Raw genomic sequence first — 17,351 nt, 5'->3', positions numbered from 1 at the left:
ACCAGACGTGAAGATCGCCAAGCGATCGCGATAGGCACGATGCGGGCGTCGCTATCTGATTGCTCGCTACGGACAGGTCAGGCGCTGAGCGGATCATCTGCGCCTTTGCTGCAGGACCCTTGCCCGCCCACCATCGCAGGACACGCCGCGAGCGGTGAGGGCACCGCGCCCTCGACGGTGGTCGGTGCGTAAAGCTTTCCAAAAGCAATCAGCGACGTGATGCCTTCGTTCTTAAAAAAACAACCAACTCTGCGGTGCAGTGATTCGTCATCGCGCACGAACACACCCGCCCTCACCAACCAGTTAAAGAGAGGCTGACAAGACCCACGCCCTCAATGCCCGCCGCCATCCAGCGCCTTCAACTCGCTGACCAGGGCACCGGCCGCCTCCGCTCCATCGCCGTACAACATGCGCGTGTTGTCGGCGTAGAACAGCGCATTCTCGATACCGGCAAACCCTGTGCCCCTGCCACGCTTGATGACCACCGTGTTCTTCGAATTGACCACGTCCAGGATCGGCATGCCGTAGATCGGGCTGGCCGGGTCGGTCTTTGCGACCGGATTGACCACGTCGTTGGCGCCGATCACCAACGCCACATCGGTGCTGGCGAATTCCGGATTGATGTCGTCCATGTCGGCGATCAGGTCGTAAGGCACGCCGGCTTCGGCCAACAGCACGTTCATGTGCCCGGGCATGCGCCCGGCGACCGGATGGATCGCGAACTTCACCTTGACCCCGCGTGCGATCAGGCGCTGCGCCAGCTCCCAGATCTTGTGCTGCGCCTGCGCCACTGCCATGCCGTAGCCGGGCACGATCACCACCCGCTCGGCGAACGCCATCATCGCGGCCACATCGCCGGCCTCGATCGGCTTCTGTGCGCCGCTGATCTCCTGCGTCTGCCCACCGCCACCGAAGTTGGAAAACAGCACGCCACTGATCGGCCGATTCATCGCCTTGGCCATGAGGCGCGTCAGCAGGATGCCGGCCGCACCCACCATCATGCCGGCAATGATCAACGCCTCGTTGCCCAGTACATAGCCCTCGAAGGCCACCGCCAGCCCGGTGAAGGCGTTGTAGAGCGAGATCACCACCGGCATGTCGGCACCGCCGATCGGCAGGGTCATCAGCACGCCCAGCGCCAGCGCCAGCACGAAGAAGGCGATGATCGCCAGCGGCTGCAGGCTGCTCGCCGCCCAGATGCCGAGCGCCAGCACCGCCACTGCCACCACCAGATTGAACGCCTGCTGGCCGGGGAAGGTCACCCGCCGGTCGAGCCGGCCATCCAGCTTGGCCCAGGCGATGATCGAGCCGGACAACGACACCGCGCCGATCGCCGAGCCAACTACCGCCAGCGCCACGGTGGTGGCGTCCGGCCGCCGCGCCGCCAGCTCGGCAATGGCCTGCGCGCTCCAGTGCGCAGTGTCGCGGTTGGCAAGGAAGGAAAACCGCAGCAGCTCCACTGCGCCGATCGCCGCCGCCGAGCCGCCGCCCATGCCGTTGTACAGCGCCACCATCTGCGGCATGTCGGTGATGGCCACCTTCTTGGCCGACCACCACGCCACCCCGGTGCCGATCGCCAGTGCCGCCAGGATCAGCGGCACGTTGTGCAGTTCGGGAAGGAAGAACGTGGCCACGGTGGCGATCAGCATGCCCAGCCCGGCCCAGCGGATGCCGCTGCGCGCGGTCACTGGCGAGGCCATGCGCTGCAGGCCGAGCAGAAACAGCGTGGCGGCGACCAGATAGCTGGACTTGACCAGCCAGTCCAGCAGCTCGGCAGTGGTGACGGTCATGGCTCCTCCCTGGCCGCCGGCTTCTTGCTGGCCCTGAACATGTCCAGCATCCGCTCGGTCACCACGTAGCCGCCGGCCGCATTGCCCGCGCCCAGCACCACGGCGACAAACCCCAGCGCCTTTTCCAGCGTGGTATCGGCATGGCCCAGCACCACCATCGCCCCGATCAGCACGATGCCGTGGATGAAGTTGGACCCCGACATCAGTGGCGTATGCAGGATCACCGGCACCCGCGCGATGATCACGTGGCCGGCGATGGCCGCCAGCATGAAGATGTACAGCGCTACGAACCCGTCGCTCATGGTCTTTCGCTCCACTGGCCGGTGCGGCCCGCCGATCATACCCATGCATCGGCGTGTCAACCGAATCGGCGCCCGGCCGTTGACGTCGTATCGTCTTCGCGGAAGCTACGCTGTGCTGGTGGGAACCCCTTTCGATCCGCAGCCTGTTGCACCGGCCGCTGCCGTCCCCGTGTCGCTGGATGCATTTCTGGCCGGCATCGGCCCGCGCGCGTTCCGCTTCGCCGAGGCCGGTTTGCGTCACCGCGAAGACGCGCTGGATGCCGTGCAGGACGCCATGGTGAAGCTGCTCGGCTACCGTGAGCGGCCCGCAGAAGAATGGACGCCCTTGTTCTGGAGCATCCTGCGCAGCCGCATCATCGACCTGCAGCGCCGCCGCACGTTCCGCCTGAAGTTCTGGGCACCGGCCGAGCGCGCCGATGACGAAGGCCCCATCGACTGGGCCGACCCGGGCATCGGCCCGGTCGGCGAGCAACAACACCAGCAGGCCTACCAGCGCTTGGTCGATGCGCTGCGCTCGCTGCCGGCACGCCAGCGCGAAGCGTTCACGCTACGCGTACTGGAAGACCTGGACGTGGCCACCACCGCCAAGGCCATGGGCTGCTCCGAAGGCTCGGTCAAAACCCACCTGTCGCGCGCCCGCGACGCGTTGCAAAAACAGTTCGAGGATTTCCTGTGAACCGCTCCCACGATCCGGCCCAGTTGGATGCGCAGCTACGCCAACTGCACGCCACCGCGCTCGCCCAGCTGCCCCCGCAGACCCTGGCGCGCCTGCGCCAGGCACGCCAGGCGCCGGCCGCGCGCATGCGCCGTGGCCATTGGTTGCTGGCCACCGCCTGTTCGGCCTTGCTGGCTGTCGGCATCGGCCTGCAGATGCGGCCCAGCGACACCGCCCCGGCAGGCGCGGCGCCAACCCAGGCGGTAGCCGGCAACACCGCCAGCACCGACACCGACGACCTGCTGACCCAGAACCCCGACCTGTACGTCTGGCTCGGGTCCGACACCGCCCTGGCCATGGAATGAGCACGATGACCCGCACGACCCGCCTATTGTTGACCCTGTTGCTGTGCGCCGGGCCGTGCGCCCTGGCGCTGGCCCAGGACCGCCCACCGGGACCGCCGGGCCCGCCCATGGACGGGCCTGGCCCCCGCGGCCAGGGCCCGCGCGACGAGACCCCGATGCCCGAATGGGACCGCCTGACCCAGCAGCAGCGCCAGGTATTGATCGATGCGCTGCGCGAGCGCTGGAACGACGTGCCCGAAGAACGCCCGCGCATGTACCGGCACGCCCGACGCTGGCTGGACATGACGCCCGAGCAGCGCAAGCAGGCCAAGGCCGGCATGGACCGCTTCCGCAACATGAGTCCGGAGCAACGCCGCGAAGCCAAGGCCTTGTTCGACCGCATGCGCACGCTCAACCCGCAACAACGCGACGCGCTGCAACAGCGCTGGCAGAAGATGAGCCCGGCCGAACGCAGCACCTGGCTCCGCGAGCATCCGCCAACCGACGACTGACGGCAGCGTCGCCGCGGCGAGCGCGGCACGCCATCGCACGGGTGCATCCCTGGTGCAGGTGGACGTGCGTGCGGCCACCGTAGGAGCGCGCTGGCGCGCGATGGAGCTTCATCGGTGACGCTCCATCGCGCGCCAGCGCGCTCCTACCCGGAACCGCCGACGCACAAGGCGCATGGACTCGGCGGGGCTATGCAGTCGATGTCACCGACCAGCGTGTCCTGGCCAGCAGTTCGTCGTCCCAATCGAACGACAGCGCGCCATCCTTGATCAGCAGTGCGGCGAAGGCATACACGTTGCGCGCGAACATCTCGCTGGCATGCACTGCGCCCTGGCTGGCCAGATCGAGCGGGCCGGCGATGACCACCCCGTCGAGATCATAGGTGTCACCCGGACGGGTGGCCGCGCAATTGCCGCCGGTTTCTGCGGCCAGATCCACGATCACGCTACCGGCGCGCATGTCGCGTGCCATCTCCATGGTCAGGATTTTCGGCGCCGGGCGCCCGGGCACGGCGGCCGTGCAGACCACCACGTCCACGCCCTTCAGATGTTCGGCCAGACGGCGCTGCTGTTCGGCGCGTTCGTCGTCGGTGAGCTGACGCGCATAGCCACCCTCGCCGGCGGCGCTGACGCCCAGATCCAGGAAGCGTGCGCCCAGCGAGGCGATCTGCTCGCGGGTTTCCGGGCGGACATCGAACCCTTCCACCTGCGCGCCCAGCCGCTTGGCCGTGGCGATCGCCTGCAAGCCGGCCACCCCCGCACCGATCACCAGCACCTTGCACGGCCGCATGGTGCCGGCCGCGGTGGTCAGCATCGGAAAGAAACGCGGCGCCAGTTGCGCTGCGATCAAGACCGCCTTGTAGCCGGCCATGCCGGCCTGCGAGCTCAACACGTCCATCGATTGCGCGCGCGTGGTGCGCGGCAGGCGTTCCAGCGGAAATGCGATCACCTCGCGCTCGGAAAGGGCCTGCGCGCGTGCGGGGTCGGCATCGGGCGAGAGCATGCCGATCAGCACCGTGTGCGGTTTGCATTGCAGCAGGACATCGGTCGGCGGCGCCTGCACGCACACCACGACATCCGCCTGGCCGAGCGTCTGCGCGTTGGCCAGCTGCGCACCGGCCTGCAGATACGCCGCATCGTCCATGCTGCTGGCGCGGCCGGCATCCGGCTCGATCCACACGCCGGCGCCAAGCGCGACCAGCTTCCTGACCGTTTCGGGCGTTGCGGCCACGCGGCGTTCGCCAGCGGCCCGTTCTTTCAGCACCAGCACCTGCACAGCCATGGGTTGCTCCGGTCTTGCGCCCAGTCGGGGCGATGCTAGCAGAGCGCGGCACCGCTGCCGGCCGTGCCAACCGATACGCGGCGGATGCAGCCATGCCCGGGCACGCCGCCCGAGCGGTCGAGCAGTCGAGCGCGTCGTCAGGGGTCGAGCACGGCGTGCAGCAGCGGCGCAAACACCACCTCGGGCGCAAAGGCCAGCAACGCCGTGTGCTTGCGGTCGATCGCCAGCGAGGCATAGCCGTGCACCGCGCTCCAGGCCAGCAGCGTGCGTTGCTGCAGCACGTCGGTGGCCGGGGCGCGGCCGTGGCGGGCGATCCACTGCGTCCGCACCGTCTCGCGCAGGCTCGCCATCGCCGCGTCGCTGGCCTGCACCAGCCGCGGCAGGCTGCGCGAACACACCTCCAGCCCAAGCATCAGCCGAAACTGCTGCGGGTAGTCGAGCGCGAAGCGCACATAGCCCAACCCACAGCCCAGCAACGGGTCGGCCAGTTCCCGCTGGGCGGTGAGGATGCAGGCGAGCATGCGCTCGTAGCCGTCGGCCGCCAGCTCCGCCAGCAACCCGTCCAGCGAACCGAAGTGATGCGCCGGGGCCGCGTGCGAGACACCGGCGCGGCGTGCGCATTCGCGCAGGGTCAGCCCGCGCACGCCGGATTCGCCCAGCAGTTCCCAGCCGGCCCGGCGCAATGCAGCCGGCAGGTCGCCATGGTGATAGGCAGCAGGAGCGTCGGGGCGCGACATGGCGGCTTCGCTTTTCGGGATTCCAGTGGAGCAGATCATCTTGACGCTGACAAGATACAACCGCAGACTCGCTGCATCTTGGCATCGACAAGATGCAATCCGCCCGACTCCACAAGGATCCCGCTCATGCGCGCGCCCATTGCCAAACTGCGTCTACGCATGCTTCGCGGTGTGCTGGCTGCCGCCAGCCGCCTGGCCCCCGGTCCGACCGGGCGCTATCTGGCGCGCCGCTTCGTGACACCTGCCAACGCAGGGCGCCAGCAGGCGGAAGCGATTGCGGCGACTTTGACCGAGGTGCACCGCCAGACGCTGCACATCGACGGGTTCGACATCGCGGTGTACCAGTGGGGCGACCTGAGCGAACAGCCGTATGTGCTGCTGTCGCACGGCTGGTCCAGTTACGGGTTGCGCTTTGCCGCATGGGTGCCGCAGCTGCGCGCGCTCGGCTATGCGGTGCTGGCGTTCGATCAGGCCGCGCATGGGCTGAGCAGCGGCAAGATCAGCAACATGCCGCATTTCGTGCAGGTGCTGCGCCAGATCGGCAGCCGCTTCGGTCGCCCTGCCGTCTTCATCGGGCACTCGATCGGCGCGGCAGCGGCCGTGTTTGCCAACGAGCCGGCATGGCAGCCCGAGCGCTACGTGCTGATCGCGCCGCTGGTCGAACCCGGTGGTAGCGCGCATCGTCAGTTCCGCGCCTCCTCGATCGCGCCTGCGGCATTTGCACCGTTCGAAAACTGGCTTTGCCAGCTCACCGGCCTGCGTTTTGCCGATCTCGACGCGAGCCTGCATCTGCCGCAGTTCGATCGCCCGGCACTGGTCATCCACGACCGCCGCGATCGCGAAACGCCGTGGGACGAAGGCGCGCGCTTTGCCGCCCTGTGGCCGGGCGCGCAGCTGTTCAGTACCGAAGGCCTGGGCCACAACCGTCTGGTCGATCATGCCTCGGTGATGGCGCGGGCATTGGAGTTCATCGGGCCGGCATCGCGGTAAGCGCGCAGGCATTGCGCTGCACGCAATCCCGTCGCCGGTGCAGTGCCACTGTTGCGCAATGACACGCCGCTTGCGCGCACTGCCCGGCCCTACAAGGAACGCACCCGCGCCCGTTCTGATCCACCACGCTGACGCAGCGGCGCGAAGAGCGCCGCTCAGTGCACCGTGCTGTTGTTATGCAGCGGATCCAGCCGGTCGATCACGCCCTGCATCGCGCTGTCGAACGCGCCATCGTTGATGTGCTCGCGCAGGCGGCCCAGCCGCACCATCACCGCCAGTTCTTCCGGCGAGGCAACGCAGAAGCGCACGCCACGCCGGTTGACGAACAGCAACCGCTGCGAAATCGGGCTTACCCAGGACAGCTTGCCGGCCTGCACCTTGCCGTCCTTGTCGACGAAATCCAGCCAGGTCCCGATATCCATCGCACGGAAGCGCTCGGCATCGGCGCTGTCGATGCTCTGCGCGACGGCATCGGCACCGAGTACCACGCTGACACTCTCGGCCGCCGGTGGCGGCAGATTGACCTGCGGCAGTTCCGGCAAGGCCTTTTCCAGCTCCGGGCGCGCTTCGGCGATTGCCTGCAAGGTGTCGTGCAGCGCGGTGATGGCCACCACCACCGCATCGCCATGCAGACCGACGCTGGCGAAGACGCGGTGCAGGGCCGGTTGCCAGACCTGCAGCCAGGGCTTGCCGATGATGTGCCGGCGTGCCTCGCCCAGTTCTTCAAGCACGCCGTCGGCCAGCGCCAGCGCCTCCACGGTGCCGGGACCTTCGTCGCCGTCGCGCAGGATCGCCATGGTCAGATGGTGCAGCCACGGCTGGCGCAGGAAGTCTTCCAGTGCCTTGGGCAACGGCGCACCGGCCTGCACGCGCTGCTCCATTTCCGCCAGCGCGCGTGTACGCGCCAGCTCGAGTTTTTCCTGCCCGCGCTGGGTCTCGGTGGCGCGGCGCTCGGCAATTTCCACACGGCGCCGATGCTGCGACAGGAAATCGCGGAATTCTTCTTCCAGGGTCAGGAAGATCGCCAGGTTCTCGTTGAACTCGGCCACCAGGCGGTCGACGATTTCTTCGACCTTGCCCATCAGCACGCGTTCGGCGGCGCTGTCGCCGTTGTTGCCTTCGCAGGCCTCGGCCAGCGAATTGAGCAGGCGCCGCGCCGGGTGGGTCTTCTGCACGAACATCTTGCGGTCCAGCAGCGCCACCTTGACGAACGGCACCACCAGGCGGCCGATCATTTCGCGCGAGCGGCTTTCCAGATCGCGCTCGTCCAGCATCACGTCGAACAGCATGCCGACCAGATCGATCGCATCTTCGTCCATCGGGTCGAGTTTTGCGGTGGCCGGGTCCACGCCCAGCCGCGTGGCGCTGTTGAGCACCTCGTTCTTCAACCGCTGCGCGAGCGACTCGTTGTCGTCGCCGATCGCTGCCTGCAACGTCGCGCTCGGCGTCGCCTGCAGCAACGACAGCACCGACATCATTTCGCGCTGGCTCAACGGCCGTTGCTGGCCCACCGCCACCGACGCGGCAGAGGCGGCGTTGTCGCGCACGTTGCGGGTCTGCTGCAACAACTCGTGCAACGCATCCAGCAGCATGCCCTGGCTGCCGCCGGGATGATCGGCGTCGCCCTCCATGCCACCGCCGGCACCGTCGGCATGGCCACGCTGTGCGGCCGCCTGCATGCGACCGCGGCTGTGCGCCCAGCGATCCAGGAAGCGGTTGGCCCAGGCGGGCGCGTACTGGTCGTTCTGATCGTCGCCGCCCATCTCGACGTTACCGCCCTGCGCCTCGGCCTGCGCGCGTTCTTCCGGGGTCTCGCCGCGTGACGGCATGCGCGGCGGCGGGCGCTTGGGCTGGGACATTTCCGGCATCACGCCGGCCTTGGCCAGCGTCTCGTCCAGACGGGCGTACAGCTTGCCGATCGGCTCGGCCAGGTCGCGTTCGCACAGCTTGATCAGGACCAGACGCACTTCCGGCGCCAGATCGCAGGTGGCAAAGGCCTCATGGATCGCCACGCCCAGGTGTTCGGGACCGATCGGGTTGGTGTCGGCCACCAGTTCCAGGCCGCCGGCGATCCAGCCCAGCCGGCGGTCCACCCGCGACAGCACCTGCTTGAAATCGCGCAGCAGCACGGTCGCTAGATTGCGGACCGCCAGCCGCGATTCGAGCACGTGCTCGGGCACCAGGCTCAGCGGACCGGTGCCCATGTCGCCGGCCAGCACCACTTCGGCCGACAACGGCGTGCCCAGTACCAGCGCCTGCCAGCCGTCTTCCAGCTGCTGGCGGAATTGCGTGGCCACGTCCTCGCGCCTGCGGCGCAGCTCGCGCATGCCATCGAGAAACAGCAACTGTGACGCGCCCGCAGACTCGGCGCGATCGAACAGGACATCATCGAAATGTGCAACTGCAGCTGCAAACACCTGCACGAGCGCGGGCACGAATACGTCGTGCGCCTGTTCGAGCAAGCGTTGGTCACGGCCCGGATGTCCCGACGGACTGGGCTGAAAAGTCATGCGCAAAGGCTCCCCGCCTCTGCAGGCGTGAAAATATTCAAACGAGGAAAAACAGACGCGGCCCCAAATTCCGCCCCCGCATGGTAGGCGTTTCGCTCGTTTGCTAAATGTGACGCTATTCTCACTTTACTCGTGACCGCCCAGGGTTTGCGTGTCAAGCCGACATCCTAGCCCGCAACGCTGCGGTGGAGCCTGCCGTCACCCGTTATACGCCTGCGGGGGTTAAGGCTTCAGCTTGACGGACGCGTCCAGACCGTCGACCACGCCCTGCATCACACTGTAGAAGGCATCGTCCTCGGTAAACGCCTCGGCCAGCGGGATCAGCACGATGTCGCAGACCTGATCGAGCAGGTGCGGTTGCGGCTGGGCTGCGGGCCGATGGCAGCGAACCGGGTCATCGAGCCACCCAGAAGAGAGGCATGAGGTGACCACGCTGCGGGCATCGACCCTGCCGGCCCGCATGCGGCGGGCGTTGGGAAGGGCCCGTCTATAATCGCCTGCCCGTCGCCCAGAACCGCAACTTATGCACGCACCGTATTCGCTACAGGCGCTGGACGCGCGTCGCTCGGTCCCGTCCAAACAGCTGGGTGAGCCCGGGCCGGATGAAGACACCTTGCTGCGCATGCTGACATCGGCCGTGCGCGTACCCGACCACGGCAAGCTGGTGCCGTTCCGTTTCCTGCGCATCAGTGGCGAGGCACGGCACGCGCTGGGCGACTTCCTGGCCGAGCGCACCCAGGCTGCCGATCCGCTGGCGCCGCCGGCGGTGGTGGAGAAGGACCGCAACCGCTTCAGCGACGCTCCGCTGGTGATCGTGGTGATTGCCGCGCTGCGTCCCGGGCACAAGGTCCCCGAGCAGGAACAACTGCTGACCGCCGGCTGCGTGTGTTTCGCGCTGCTGCAGGCTGCGCAGGCACACGGCTTCGGCGCACAGTGGCTGAGCGGCTGGATGGCCTACGACCCAGCGGTCATCGGCTATCTCGGCCTGGAAGAACACGAACGCGTTGCCGGTTTCATCCATATCGGCACGCCACGCATGCAGGTGCCCGAGCGCGAGCGCCCGGACCCGCGCACCTTGCTGCGCGACTGGACCCCATGAGCAGCCTGCCCGGTGCGATTGCCGCGGCGCTGCCGGGCGGGCCACGTCCGCAGCCGCTGTACCTGATCGATGCCAGCCTGTACGTTTTTCGCGCCTGGCACTCGATCCCGGACGAATTTCAGGATGCACAAGGCTGGCCGACCAACGCGGTGCACGGGTTTGCGCGTTTCTTGCTGGACCTGCTCGAACGCGAGCGCCCGCACCACATCACCATCGCCTTCGACGAGGCGTTGGACAGCTGCTTCCGGCATGCGATCTACCCGGCCTACAAGGGCAACCGCGAGCCGGCGCCGGATGCGTTGCGTCGCCAGTTCGCGCATTGCAAGGCGCTATGCGCCGCACTGGGCCTGAGCGTGCTGGCGCATCGCGACTACGAGGCCGACGATCTGATCGGCAGCGCCCTGCACAGCGTGCGCGCACAGGGGCTGCGCGGTGTCATCGTGTCGGCCGACAAGGATCTGTCGCAATTGCTGTTCGAACACGACGAACAGTGGGATTACGCACGCAACCTGCGTTGGGGCATGGACGGGGTCAAGGCACGGCATGGCGTGCATGCGCACCAGATCGCCGACTATCTGGCGCTGTGCGGCGACGCGATCGACAACATCCCCGGCATCACCGGGATCGGCGCCAAATCGGCCGCCGTGCTGCTGGCGCATTTCGGCAGCCTGGACGCACTGCTGGAGCGCATCGACGAGATCCCGTTCCTGCGCTTGCGCGGCGCCGCGCAGATGGCGGTGCGGTTGCGCGAACAGCGCGAGCACGCATTGCTGTGGCGCCAGCTCACGACCATCGCGCTGGACGCGCCGCTTGACCTGACCGACGCCGGTTTCACGCGCGCGCACGCCGACGCGGACATGCTGATCGGGCTGTGCGACAGCCTGCGCTTCGGCCCGCTTACACGCCGGCGGCTGCTGGCCGTGTGCGACGGCGCCGCACTCCCCCCTCCTCCCGCCTCCCTGTCTCAAGGCATCTCCCCATGAACCGACACGACACCCCGCCCACCGTGGTCTACGAAGGCAAGTACCAGCGCATGGTCGTGCGTGGCACCTGGGAATATTCCGAGCGCGTGCATGCCGGCGGCCTGGCCGCGATCATCGTGGCGGTGACGCCGGACGATGCGATGTTGTTCGTCGAACAATTCCGCGTGCCGCTGCAGGCGCGCACGATCGAAATGCCGGCCGGGCTGGTGGGCGATGTGCATGCGGGCGAGTCGATCGAGCTGTCGGCGATCCGCGAACTGGAAGAAGAAACCGGCTGGACCGCCGAGCATGCCGAAGTGCTGATGATCGGCCCCACCTCGGCCGGTGCCAGCAGCGAGAAGATCGCCTTCGTGCGCGCCACCGGGCTGAGCAGAGTCGGCGCCGGCGGCGGCGACGACAGCGAAGACATCACCGTGCACGAGATTCCGCGCGCGCAGGTCGGCACCTGGCTGGTGCAGAAGATGGCCGAGGGCTACCAGATGGACCCCAAGCTGTGGGCCGGCCTGTACCTGGTCGATCACGCACTGGATGGCACCCCGCGTGGCTGACGCTGTCGTCGCTCCCTTGCTTGGCCCCGACGATCCGGCACCGTTTACCGTGCACAACGCGCAGGCGGCCTCGCCATGGCTGTTGATCGCCGACCACGCCGGCCAGCGCGTGCCGGCACGGCTGGCCAATCTGGGCCTGCCGCAGTTCGAGCTGGACCGCCATATCGGCTGGGATATCGGCATTGCGCAGGTCACGCAGCTGTTGGCCGATGCGCTGGACGCCGTTGCCATCGCCCAGACCTATTCGCGGCTGGTGGTCGACTGCAACCGCCCGCACGCGTCCGCCACCCTGATGCCCGAGGTGAGCGACGGCACATCGATTCCCGGCAATCTGCAGCTGTCGGCCGAGGCGCGGCGGCAGCGCATCGACGAGATCTTCGCGCCGTACCACGCACGCATCGCGGCGGAGCTGGAGACCCGTGCGCAGCGCCAGCAACCGACCTTGCTGGTGTCGATGCACAGCTTCACCCCGATCATGGCCGGCCATGCGCGGCCCTGGCATGCCGGCGTGCTGTACAACCGCGACACCCGGCTGGCGCATCGCCTGTTGCAGGCGTTGCGCGCCGAACCGGATCTGGTGGTCGGCGACAACCAGCCCTATGCGGTCAGCGATGCCAGCGACTATGCGATTCCGGTGTATGGCGAAGGCCGCGGCCTGCCGCATGTGGAGCTGGAGATCCGCCAGGACCTGATCGCCGATGCGGCCGGGCAACACGCATGGGCACAGCGCCTGGCACGTATCCTGCCGCCATTGGCACAGGCATTGCTGCTGCCCTGAAACCGGCAATCATTTTTGGCAATTAATGTAGGAGCGCGCTTGCGCGCGATGAGGCGTTACCGATAACGCTCCATCGCGCGCAAGCGCGCTCCTACCGGGTGTTGAGGCTTTAACGGTAACGCTCCATCGCGCGCAAGCGCGCTCCTACGGGTGCTGAGGCTTTAGCGGTAACGCTCCATCGCGCGCAAGCGCGCTCCTACGGGTCATGCGAGGGCATGACCCGGCTGCCCTGACGTCGTCGCTTAGGCAAACCCATCGGTGGCACGCACCAGCGCGTCGACGTTTTCCGGCTCGAATGCTGAATGCCCCGAGGCCGGGCTGATCTGCAGCTGCGCCTTCGGCCACACCTTGTGCAGGTCCCAGGCGCTTTGCAACGGGCAGACCACGTCGTAGCGGCCGTGCACGATCACGCCGGGGATGTCGGCGATGCGGTGCGCATCGCGCAGCAGCTGGCCTTCGACCTCGAAGAAGCCCTTGTTGACGAAGTAGTGGTTTTCGATGCGCGCGAACGCGAGCGCAAAGTGCGCGTCCTCGTGTCCGGTGACGAAGTCCTCGTCCACGTGCAGGAAGCTGGTGGCGCCTTCCCACACGCTCCAGGCCTTGGCCGCGGCCAGGCGCGTGGCTTCGTCGTCGCTGGTCAGGCGGCGATGGAAGGCCGCGATCAGATCGCCGCGCTCTGCGGTCGGGATCGCATTGATGTAGTGCTCCCAGGCATCCGGGAACAGGCGGCTGGCGCCCTCCTGGTAAAACCACTCCAGCTCGAAGCGGCGCAGCAGGAAGATGCCGCGCAGCACCAGCTCGGTGACCTGCTGCGGATGGGTCTGCGCATAGGCCAGCGCCAGCGTCGAGCCCCAGCTGCCGCCGAACACCTGCCAGCGGTCGATACCCAGGTGCGTGCGCAGGCGCTCGATGTCGGCGACCAGATCCCAGGTGGTGTTGTCGGTGAGGTCTGCATGCGGGGTAGAGCGCCCCGAGCCACGCTGGTCGAACAGCACGATGCGGTACTTGGCCGGGTCATGGAAGCGCCGCATCTTGGCATTGCAGCCGCCACCCGGGCCGCCGTGCAGCATGACCACCGGCTTGCCCTGCGGGTTGCCGCACTGCTCGAAATACAGCGTGTGGCGGTCATCGACCTTCAGGCTGCCCTGCTCGTAGGGCGTGATCTCGGGATAGAGCGTGCGCATGCGTCGGTCCTGGGCGAAAACGCATAGTGTATCGACCGGCGACATCGCTACCGCCTGCCCCTTCCTGTAGCGCAGCGCCGCTGCGCATGCCGGCGCAGAGCGGCCGGTCTTGAGCACTGTGGCGGCAACGCGGCTCAGCGCGTGGCGGCTGCCTCCCAGCGGCCAAGGGTCACCCGGTCGCGCTGTTCCAGGTCCTGATGCGTGGCCACCTGCGCAAACCCCTGCGCGCGCAGCAGCTCGGCCACCGCCGCGCCCTGGTCCCAGCCATGCTCGAGCAGCAGCCAGCCGCCGGTACGCAGATGGCCGGGCGCCTGCGCCACGATCAACCGGATGTCATCCAGCCCGTCCCTGCCGGAGGCCAGTGCGCTGGCCGGTTCATGGCGCAGGTCGCCCTGTTCCAGATGCGGGTCGCCGGCCGCGATGTACGGCGGGTTGCTGGCGATCAGGTCGAACTGCTCGCCGGTCAGCGGCGCAAACCAGCTGCCGTGTCGGCAGTGCACGTTCGATAGGCGATGCCTGTCGGCATTGCGCCGGGCGATGGCGAGCGCGGCCGCACTGGCATCGGTGGCGACCACCGCGGTCTGCGGCCGCTCGCTGGCGATCGCCAGTGCGATGGCACCGCTGCCGGTGCCCAGGTCGACGACGCGTCGGCCGGGCGCGTGGTCCAGCCGTTCCAGCGCCAGCTCCACCAGGGTCTCGGTGTCGGCGCGCGGGATCAGCGTCGCCGGCGAGACCTCCAGATCCAGCGTCCAGAACCCGCGCGAGCCGGTCAGATACGCCACCGGTTCACCGGCCTGACGCCGCTGCACCAACGCGTCGAAGGCAGCGGCGACGGCGCTGGGCACCGGGTCGCGGCCATGGGCGAAGAGCCAGGCGCGGTCGCGGCCCAGCGCGTGCAATAGCAGGGGTTCGGCATCGCCGCGCTCGATCCGCGCCGCCGCCAGCCGCAGCAGCTGTTCGCCGGATAAGGCGGCAGGATCGTGGCTCATACGGATCGTTCACTCATGCGAAACATCGGCTGACCATTATCGGAGATGGAGCATCGCCGCTGCAGCACCAGATGCCGTCTGCAAAATCGATAGCCAAAAACTATCTATCCAATTCCATCAATCGATTTGAGGAATCTATCGATCCTGCCTACCATGGCGACTGTTCCATCCCCCGCCCCCCTTTCATCGCACGAGGAAACTCAATGTCTCTCATCAACACTCAGGTCCAGCCGTTCAAGGCGAATGCGTACCACAATGGCAACTTCATCGAAGTCACCGAGGCCAGCCTGAAGGGCAAGTGGTCGGTGCTGATCTTCATGCCGGCCGCGTTCACCTTCAACTGCCCGACCGAAGTGGAAGACGCCGCCGATAACTATGCCGCCTTCCAGAAGGCTGGCGCAGAGGTCTACATCGTCACCACCGACACGCACTTCTCGCACAAGGTGTGGCACGAAACCTCCCCGGCCGTGGGCAAGGCGCAGTTCCCGTTGATCGGCGACCCGACCCACAAGCTGACCCGCGCCTTCGGCGTGCACATTGAAGAAGAAGGCCTGGCCCTGCGCGGCACCTTCATCATCAATCCGGAAGGCGTGATCAAGACCCTGGAAATCCACGACAACTCCATCGCCCGCGACGTCACCGAGACGCTGCGCAAGCTCACCGCAGCGCAGTTCGTGGCCAACAATCCTGGCCAGGTCTGCCCGGCCAAGTGGAAGGAAGGCGCCAAGACCCTGGCTCCGTCGCTGGATCTGGTCGGCAAGATCTAAGTCGGCTGTCACCTCCGACCTGTCCTCAGGTTGGAGCATCTCCGGCCCGCACGGGCCGGGGGTGAACCGGAGCCGGTGCCGGGCTGCCCGCCAGCCATCGCCAGCACGCACTCCGACCTTGCGCCGGCTGCGGTTCACCTCCTTCCTCTCCCGGCGACCTGCCTCAGCGCAGCGACGCCACGCCCTCCCCTTGCCCATTCCCAGGAGTTCCCCCATGTTGGATGCCAACCTCAAGACCCAGCTGACCGCCTACCTGGAACGGGTCACGCGGCCGATCCAGATCAATGCGTCCATCGACGACAGCCCGGCTGCGCGCGAGATGCTCGACCTGCTCGAAGATCTGGTGCTGCTCTCGGACAAGATCAGCCTGGACATCCACCGCGACGACAACCAGCGCAAGCCGTCGTTCGCGCTGACCACGCCGGGCCAGGACATCTCGCTGCGCTTTGCCGGCCTGCCGATGGGCCACGAGTTCACCTCGCTGGTGCTGGCGCTGCTGCAGGTGGGCGGCCACCCGTCCAAGGCCACTGCCGAGCTGATCGAGCAGGTGCAGCACCTGGACGGCGATTACCAGTTTGAAACCTATTTCTCGCTGTCGTGCCAGAACTGCCCGGACGTGGTGCAGGCGCTGAACCTGGCCGCCGTGCTCAATCCGCGCATCAAGCATGTCGCCATCGATGGCGCGCTGTTCCAGGACGAGGTCGAAACCCGCCAGATCATGTCGGTGCCGACGGTCTACTTGAACGGCGAGCTGTTCGACCAGGGCCGCATGACGCTGGAGCAGATCGTCGCCAAGCTCGACACCAATGCCGCCAAGCGCGATGCCGCAAAAATCGCCGCCAAGGATGCCTTCGACGTGCTGGTGGTGGGCGGTGGCCCGGCCGGCTCGGCAGCGGCGGTGTATGCCGCACGCAAGGGCATCCGCACCGGCGTGGCCGCCGAACGCTTCGGCGGGCAGGTGCTGGACACCATGTCGATCGAAAACTTCATCTCCGTGCCGGAGACCGAAGGCCCGAAGATGGCTGCAGCGTTGGAGCAGCACGTGCGCCAGTACGACGTGGACATCATGAACCTGCAGCGTGCCGAGCAGTTGGTGCCGGCCGGTGCCGATGGCCTGATCGAGATCAAGCTGGCCAATGGCGCCTCGCTCAAGGGCAAGACCGTGATCCTGTCCACCGGCGCGCGCTGGAGGCAGATGAACGTGCCGGGCGAGGACCAGTACAAGAACAAGGGCGTGGCCTATTGCCCGCACTGCGACGGCCCGCTGTTCAAGGGCAAGCGCGTGGCGGTGATCGGCGGCGGCAACTCCGGTGTGGAAGCGGCGATCGATCTGGCCGGCATCGTGGCGCATGTCACGCTGGTGGAATTCGACGACAAGCTGCGCGCCGACGAGGTACTGCAACGCAAGCTGCGCAGCCTGCACAACGTGCGCATCATCACCAGTGCGCAGACCACCGAAGTGCTGGGCGACGGGCAGAAGGTCACCGGACTGGTCTACACCGACCGCACCGGCGGCGACAGCCAGCATGTGGAACTGGAGGGCGTGTTCGTGCAGATCGGCCTGCTGCCCAACACCGAGTTCCTGCGTGGCACGGTGGAGCTGTCTCCGCGCGGCGAGATCATCGTCGATGACCGTGGCCAGACCAGCGTGCCGGGCGTGTTCGCCGCCGGCGACGCCACCACGGTGCCATACAAGCAGATCGTGATCGCGATGGGCGAAGGTTCCAAGGCCGCGCTGAGCGCGTTCGATTACCTGATCCGCTCCAGCGCCCCGGTCAGCGCCGAGAACGTCGCGCAGGCCGCATAAGCGCAGCGACCGCCAACGCCCGGCCCAGCCGGGCGCTAAGCTGGCTGCACGCGTCCGTCGTCCACCGTCATCGCCAT

The 17,351-nt window shown here is 67.4% G+C and carries 18 protein-coding genes; 10 read left to right on the top strand and 8 right to left on the bottom strand.

Annotated features, from left to right (window positions below; all coding sequences use genetic code 11):
* Positions 1–332 precede the first annotated feature (332 nt).
* Together ACCQ12_RS04760 and ACCQ12_RS04755 are read right to left on the bottom strand one after the other, a co-directional pair.
* Positions 333–1,790 carry an NAD(P)(+) transhydrogenase (Re/Si-specific) subunit beta gene (locus ACCQ12_RS04760; protein WP_372383070.1) on the bottom strand — a complete coding sequence of 486 codons (1,458 nt, stop codon included), beginning with the start codon at positions 1,788–1,790 and terminating at the stop codon, positions 333–335.
* Positions 1,787–2,092 (bottom strand): NAD(P) transhydrogenase subunit alpha part 2, encoded by a 306-nt coding sequence (locus ACCQ12_RS04755; RefSeq protein WP_179457004.1) that lies wholly within the window; start codon positions 2,090–2,092, stop codon positions 1,787–1,789. The genes ACCQ12_RS04760 and ACCQ12_RS04755 overlap by 4 nt, the downstream gene beginning before the upstream one ends.
* 112 nt (positions 2,093–2,204) lie before the next feature.
* On the opposite strand from ACCQ12_RS04755, the gene ACCQ12_RS04750 reads away from it, so the two are divergent.
* From ACCQ12_RS04750 to ACCQ12_RS04740, 3 genes are read left to right on the top strand one after another with little or no spacing between them, the layout of a single operon-like run.
* Positions 2,205–2,768, top strand: a complete 564-nt coding sequence (locus ACCQ12_RS04750; protein WP_047695354.1) for an RNA polymerase sigma factor — start codon at positions 2,205–2,207, stop codon at positions 2,766–2,768.
* Positions 2,765–3,112 carry a hypothetical protein gene (locus ACCQ12_RS04745; protein ID WP_047695353.1) on the top strand — a complete coding sequence of 116 codons (348 nt, stop codon included), beginning with the start codon at positions 2,765–2,767 and terminating at the stop codon, positions 3,110–3,112. Before ACCQ12_RS04750 ends, ACCQ12_RS04745 begins: the two co-directional genes overlap by 4 nt.
* Positions 3,113–3,117: 5 nt before the next feature.
* The gene (locus tag ACCQ12_RS04740; RefSeq protein ID WP_039410082.1) at positions 3,118–3,603 is read left to right on the top strand and encodes a DUF3106 domain-containing protein; all 486 of its coding nucleotides are present in this window, start codon (positions 3,118–3,120) and stop codon (positions 3,601–3,603) included.
* Between the two features lie 187 nt (positions 3,604–3,790).
* On the opposite strand, the gene ACCQ12_RS04735 is transcribed toward ACCQ12_RS04740, so the two are convergent.
* Both ACCQ12_RS04735 and ACCQ12_RS04730 read right to left on the bottom strand, forming a co-directional pair.
* A complete protein-coding gene (locus ACCQ12_RS04735; protein WP_047695352.1) occupies positions 3,791–4,882 on the bottom strand; it encodes an NAD(P) transhydrogenase subunit alpha in 1,092 nt (363 codons plus the stop codon).
* Positions 4,883–5,019: 137 nt separating this feature from the next.
* Positions 5,020–5,619 carry a TetR/AcrR family transcriptional regulator gene (locus ACCQ12_RS04730; protein WP_372383069.1) on the bottom strand — a complete coding sequence of 200 codons (600 nt, stop codon included), beginning with the start codon at positions 5,617–5,619 and terminating at the stop codon, positions 5,020–5,022.
* A 126-nt stretch (positions 5,620–5,745) separates the two neighbouring features.
* Between ACCQ12_RS04730 and ACCQ12_RS04725 the strand changes: the two genes are divergently transcribed.
* Positions 5,746–6,609 (top strand): alpha/beta hydrolase, encoded by an 864-nt coding sequence (locus tag ACCQ12_RS04725; protein ID WP_104580883.1) that lies wholly within the window; start codon positions 5,746–5,748, stop codon positions 6,607–6,609.
* A 155-nt stretch (positions 6,610–6,764) separates the two neighbouring features.
* On the opposite strand, the gene pacR is transcribed toward ACCQ12_RS04725, so the two are convergent.
* Together pacR and ACCQ12_RS04715 are read right to left on the bottom strand one after the other, a co-directional pair.
* A complete protein-coding gene (gene pacR / locus ACCQ12_RS04720) occupies positions 6,765–9,119 on the bottom strand; it encodes a PacR family protein (protein ID WP_104580884.1) in 2,355 nt (784 codons plus the stop codon).
* 222 nt (positions 9,120–9,341) lie between these two features.
* A complete protein-coding gene (locus ACCQ12_RS04715; protein ID WP_372383068.1) occupies positions 9,342–9,551 on the bottom strand; it encodes a hypothetical protein in 210 nt (69 codons plus the stop codon).
* Between the two features lie 91 nt (positions 9,552–9,642).
* On the opposite strand from ACCQ12_RS04715, the gene ACCQ12_RS04710 reads away from it, so the two are divergent.
* From ACCQ12_RS04710 to ACCQ12_RS04695, 4 genes are read left to right on the top strand one after another with little or no spacing between them, the layout of a single operon-like run.
* Positions 9,643–10,218, top strand: a complete 576-nt coding sequence (locus ACCQ12_RS04710) for a nitroreductase family protein (protein WP_104580886.1) — start codon at positions 9,643–9,645, stop codon at positions 10,216–10,218.
* Entirely contained in the window at positions 10,215–11,201 is a 987-nt protein-coding gene (locus tag ACCQ12_RS04705; protein WP_039566787.1) for a 5'-3' exonuclease, read from the top strand. Before ACCQ12_RS04710 ends, ACCQ12_RS04705 begins: the two co-directional genes overlap by 4 nt.
* Positions 11,198–11,749, top strand: coding sequence for an NUDIX hydrolase (locus ACCQ12_RS04700; RefSeq protein WP_166743971.1), 552 nt, complete (start codon positions 11,198–11,200; stop codon positions 11,747–11,749). Before ACCQ12_RS04705 ends, ACCQ12_RS04700 begins: the two co-directional genes overlap by 4 nt.
* Positions 11,730–12,527: an N-formylglutamate amidohydrolase gene (locus ACCQ12_RS04695; RefSeq protein WP_372383067.1), complete on the top strand. Its 798-nt coding sequence runs from the start codon at positions 11,730–11,732 to the stop codon at positions 12,525–12,527. Before ACCQ12_RS04700 ends, ACCQ12_RS04695 begins: the two co-directional genes overlap by 20 nt.
* 242 nt (positions 12,528–12,769) lie before the next feature.
* On the opposite strand, the gene pip is transcribed toward ACCQ12_RS04695, so the two are convergent.
* Together pip and prmC are read right to left on the bottom strand one after the other, a co-directional pair.
* Entirely contained in the window at positions 12,770–13,711 is a 942-nt protein-coding gene (gene pip, locus ACCQ12_RS04690) for a prolyl aminopeptidase (RefSeq protein ID WP_372383066.1), read from the bottom strand.
* A 134-nt stretch (positions 13,712–13,845) separates the two neighbouring features.
* On the bottom strand, positions 13,846–14,700 hold the full coding sequence (prmC, locus tag ACCQ12_RS04685) for a peptide chain release factor N(5)-glutamine methyltransferase (protein WP_372383065.1): 855 nt from the start codon (positions 14,698–14,700) through the stop codon (positions 13,846–13,848).
* A 203-nt stretch (positions 14,701–14,903) separates the two neighbouring features.
* On the opposite strand from prmC, the gene ahpC reads away from it, so the two are divergent.
* Complete coding sequence (gene ahpC, locus ACCQ12_RS04680) at positions 14,904–15,467, top strand: alkyl hydroperoxide reductase subunit C (protein WP_003488826.1); 564 nt, start codon at positions 14,904–14,906, stop codon at positions 15,465–15,467.
* A gap of 214 nt (positions 15,468–15,681) precedes the next feature.
* Complete coding sequence (gene ahpF / locus ACCQ12_RS04675) at positions 15,682–17,274, top strand: alkyl hydroperoxide reductase subunit F (protein ID WP_372383064.1); 1,593 nt, start codon at positions 15,682–15,684, stop codon at positions 17,272–17,274.
* Positions 17,275–17,351: the final 77 nt, after the last annotated feature.

Origin of the sequence: Xanthomonas sp. NCPPB 1068 (assembly GCF_041479385.2) — a bacterium.
Taxonomy (GTDB): Bacteria; Pseudomonadota; Gammaproteobacteria; order Xanthomonadales; family Xanthomonadaceae; genus Xanthomonas; species Xanthomonas cannabis.
Note: the sequence above shows the minus strand (reverse complement) of the source record. Positions and strands in the feature narration are given on the sequence as shown.

Coding starts and splice junctions, on each gene's coding strand:
- ACCQ12_RS04760 (WP_372383070.1), bottom strand. CDS start 1,790: ATGACCGTCACCACTGCCGAGCTGCTGGACTGGCTGGTCAAGTCCAGC.
- ACCQ12_RS04755 (WP_179457004.1), bottom strand. CDS start 2,092: ATGAGCGACGGGTTCGTAGCGCTGTACATCTTCATGCTGGCGGCCATC.
- ACCQ12_RS04740 (WP_039410082.1), top strand. CDS start 3,118: ATGACCCGCACGACCCGCCTATTGTTGACCCTGTTGCTGTGCGCCGGG.
- ACCQ12_RS04735 (WP_047695352.1), bottom strand. CDS start 4,882: ATGGCTGTGCAGGTGCTGGTGCTGAAAGAACGGGCCGCTGGCGAACGC.
- ACCQ12_RS04730 (WP_372383069.1), bottom strand. CDS start 5,619: ATGTCGCGCCCCGACGCTCCTGCTGCCTATCACCATGGCGACCTGCCG.
- ACCQ12_RS04725 (WP_104580883.1), top strand. CDS start 5,746: ATGCGCGCGCCCATTGCCAAACTGCGTCTACGCATGCTTCGCGGTGTG.
- pacR (WP_104580884.1), bottom strand. CDS start 9,119: ATGACTTTTCAGCCCAGTCCGTCGGGACATCCGGGCCGTGACCAACGC.
- ACCQ12_RS04710 (WP_104580886.1), top strand. CDS start 9,643: ATGCACGCACCGTATTCGCTACAGGCGCTGGACGCGCGTCGCTCGGTC.
- ACCQ12_RS04705 (WP_039566787.1), top strand. CDS start 10,215: ATGAGCAGCCTGCCCGGTGCGATTGCCGCGGCGCTGCCGGGCGGGCCA.
- ACCQ12_RS04700 (WP_166743971.1), top strand. CDS start 11,198: ATGAACCGACACGACACCCCGCCCACCGTGGTCTACGAAGGCAAGTAC.
- ACCQ12_RS04695 (WP_372383067.1), top strand. CDS start 11,730: ATGGCACCCCGCGTGGCTGACGCTGTCGTCGCTCCCTTGCTTGGCCCC.
- pip (WP_372383066.1), bottom strand. CDS start 13,711: ATGCGCACGCTCTATCCCGAGATCACGCCCTACGAGCAGGGCAGCCTG.
- prmC (WP_372383065.1), bottom strand. CDS start 14,700: ATGAGCCACGATCCTGCCGCCTTATCCGGCGAACAGCTGCTGCGGCTG.
- ahpC (WP_003488826.1), top strand. CDS start 14,904: ATGTCTCTCATCAACACTCAGGTCCAGCCGTTCAAGGCGAATGCGTAC.
- ahpF (WP_372383064.1), top strand. CDS start 15,682: ATGTTGGATGCCAACCTCAAGACCCAGCTGACCGCCTACCTGGAACGG.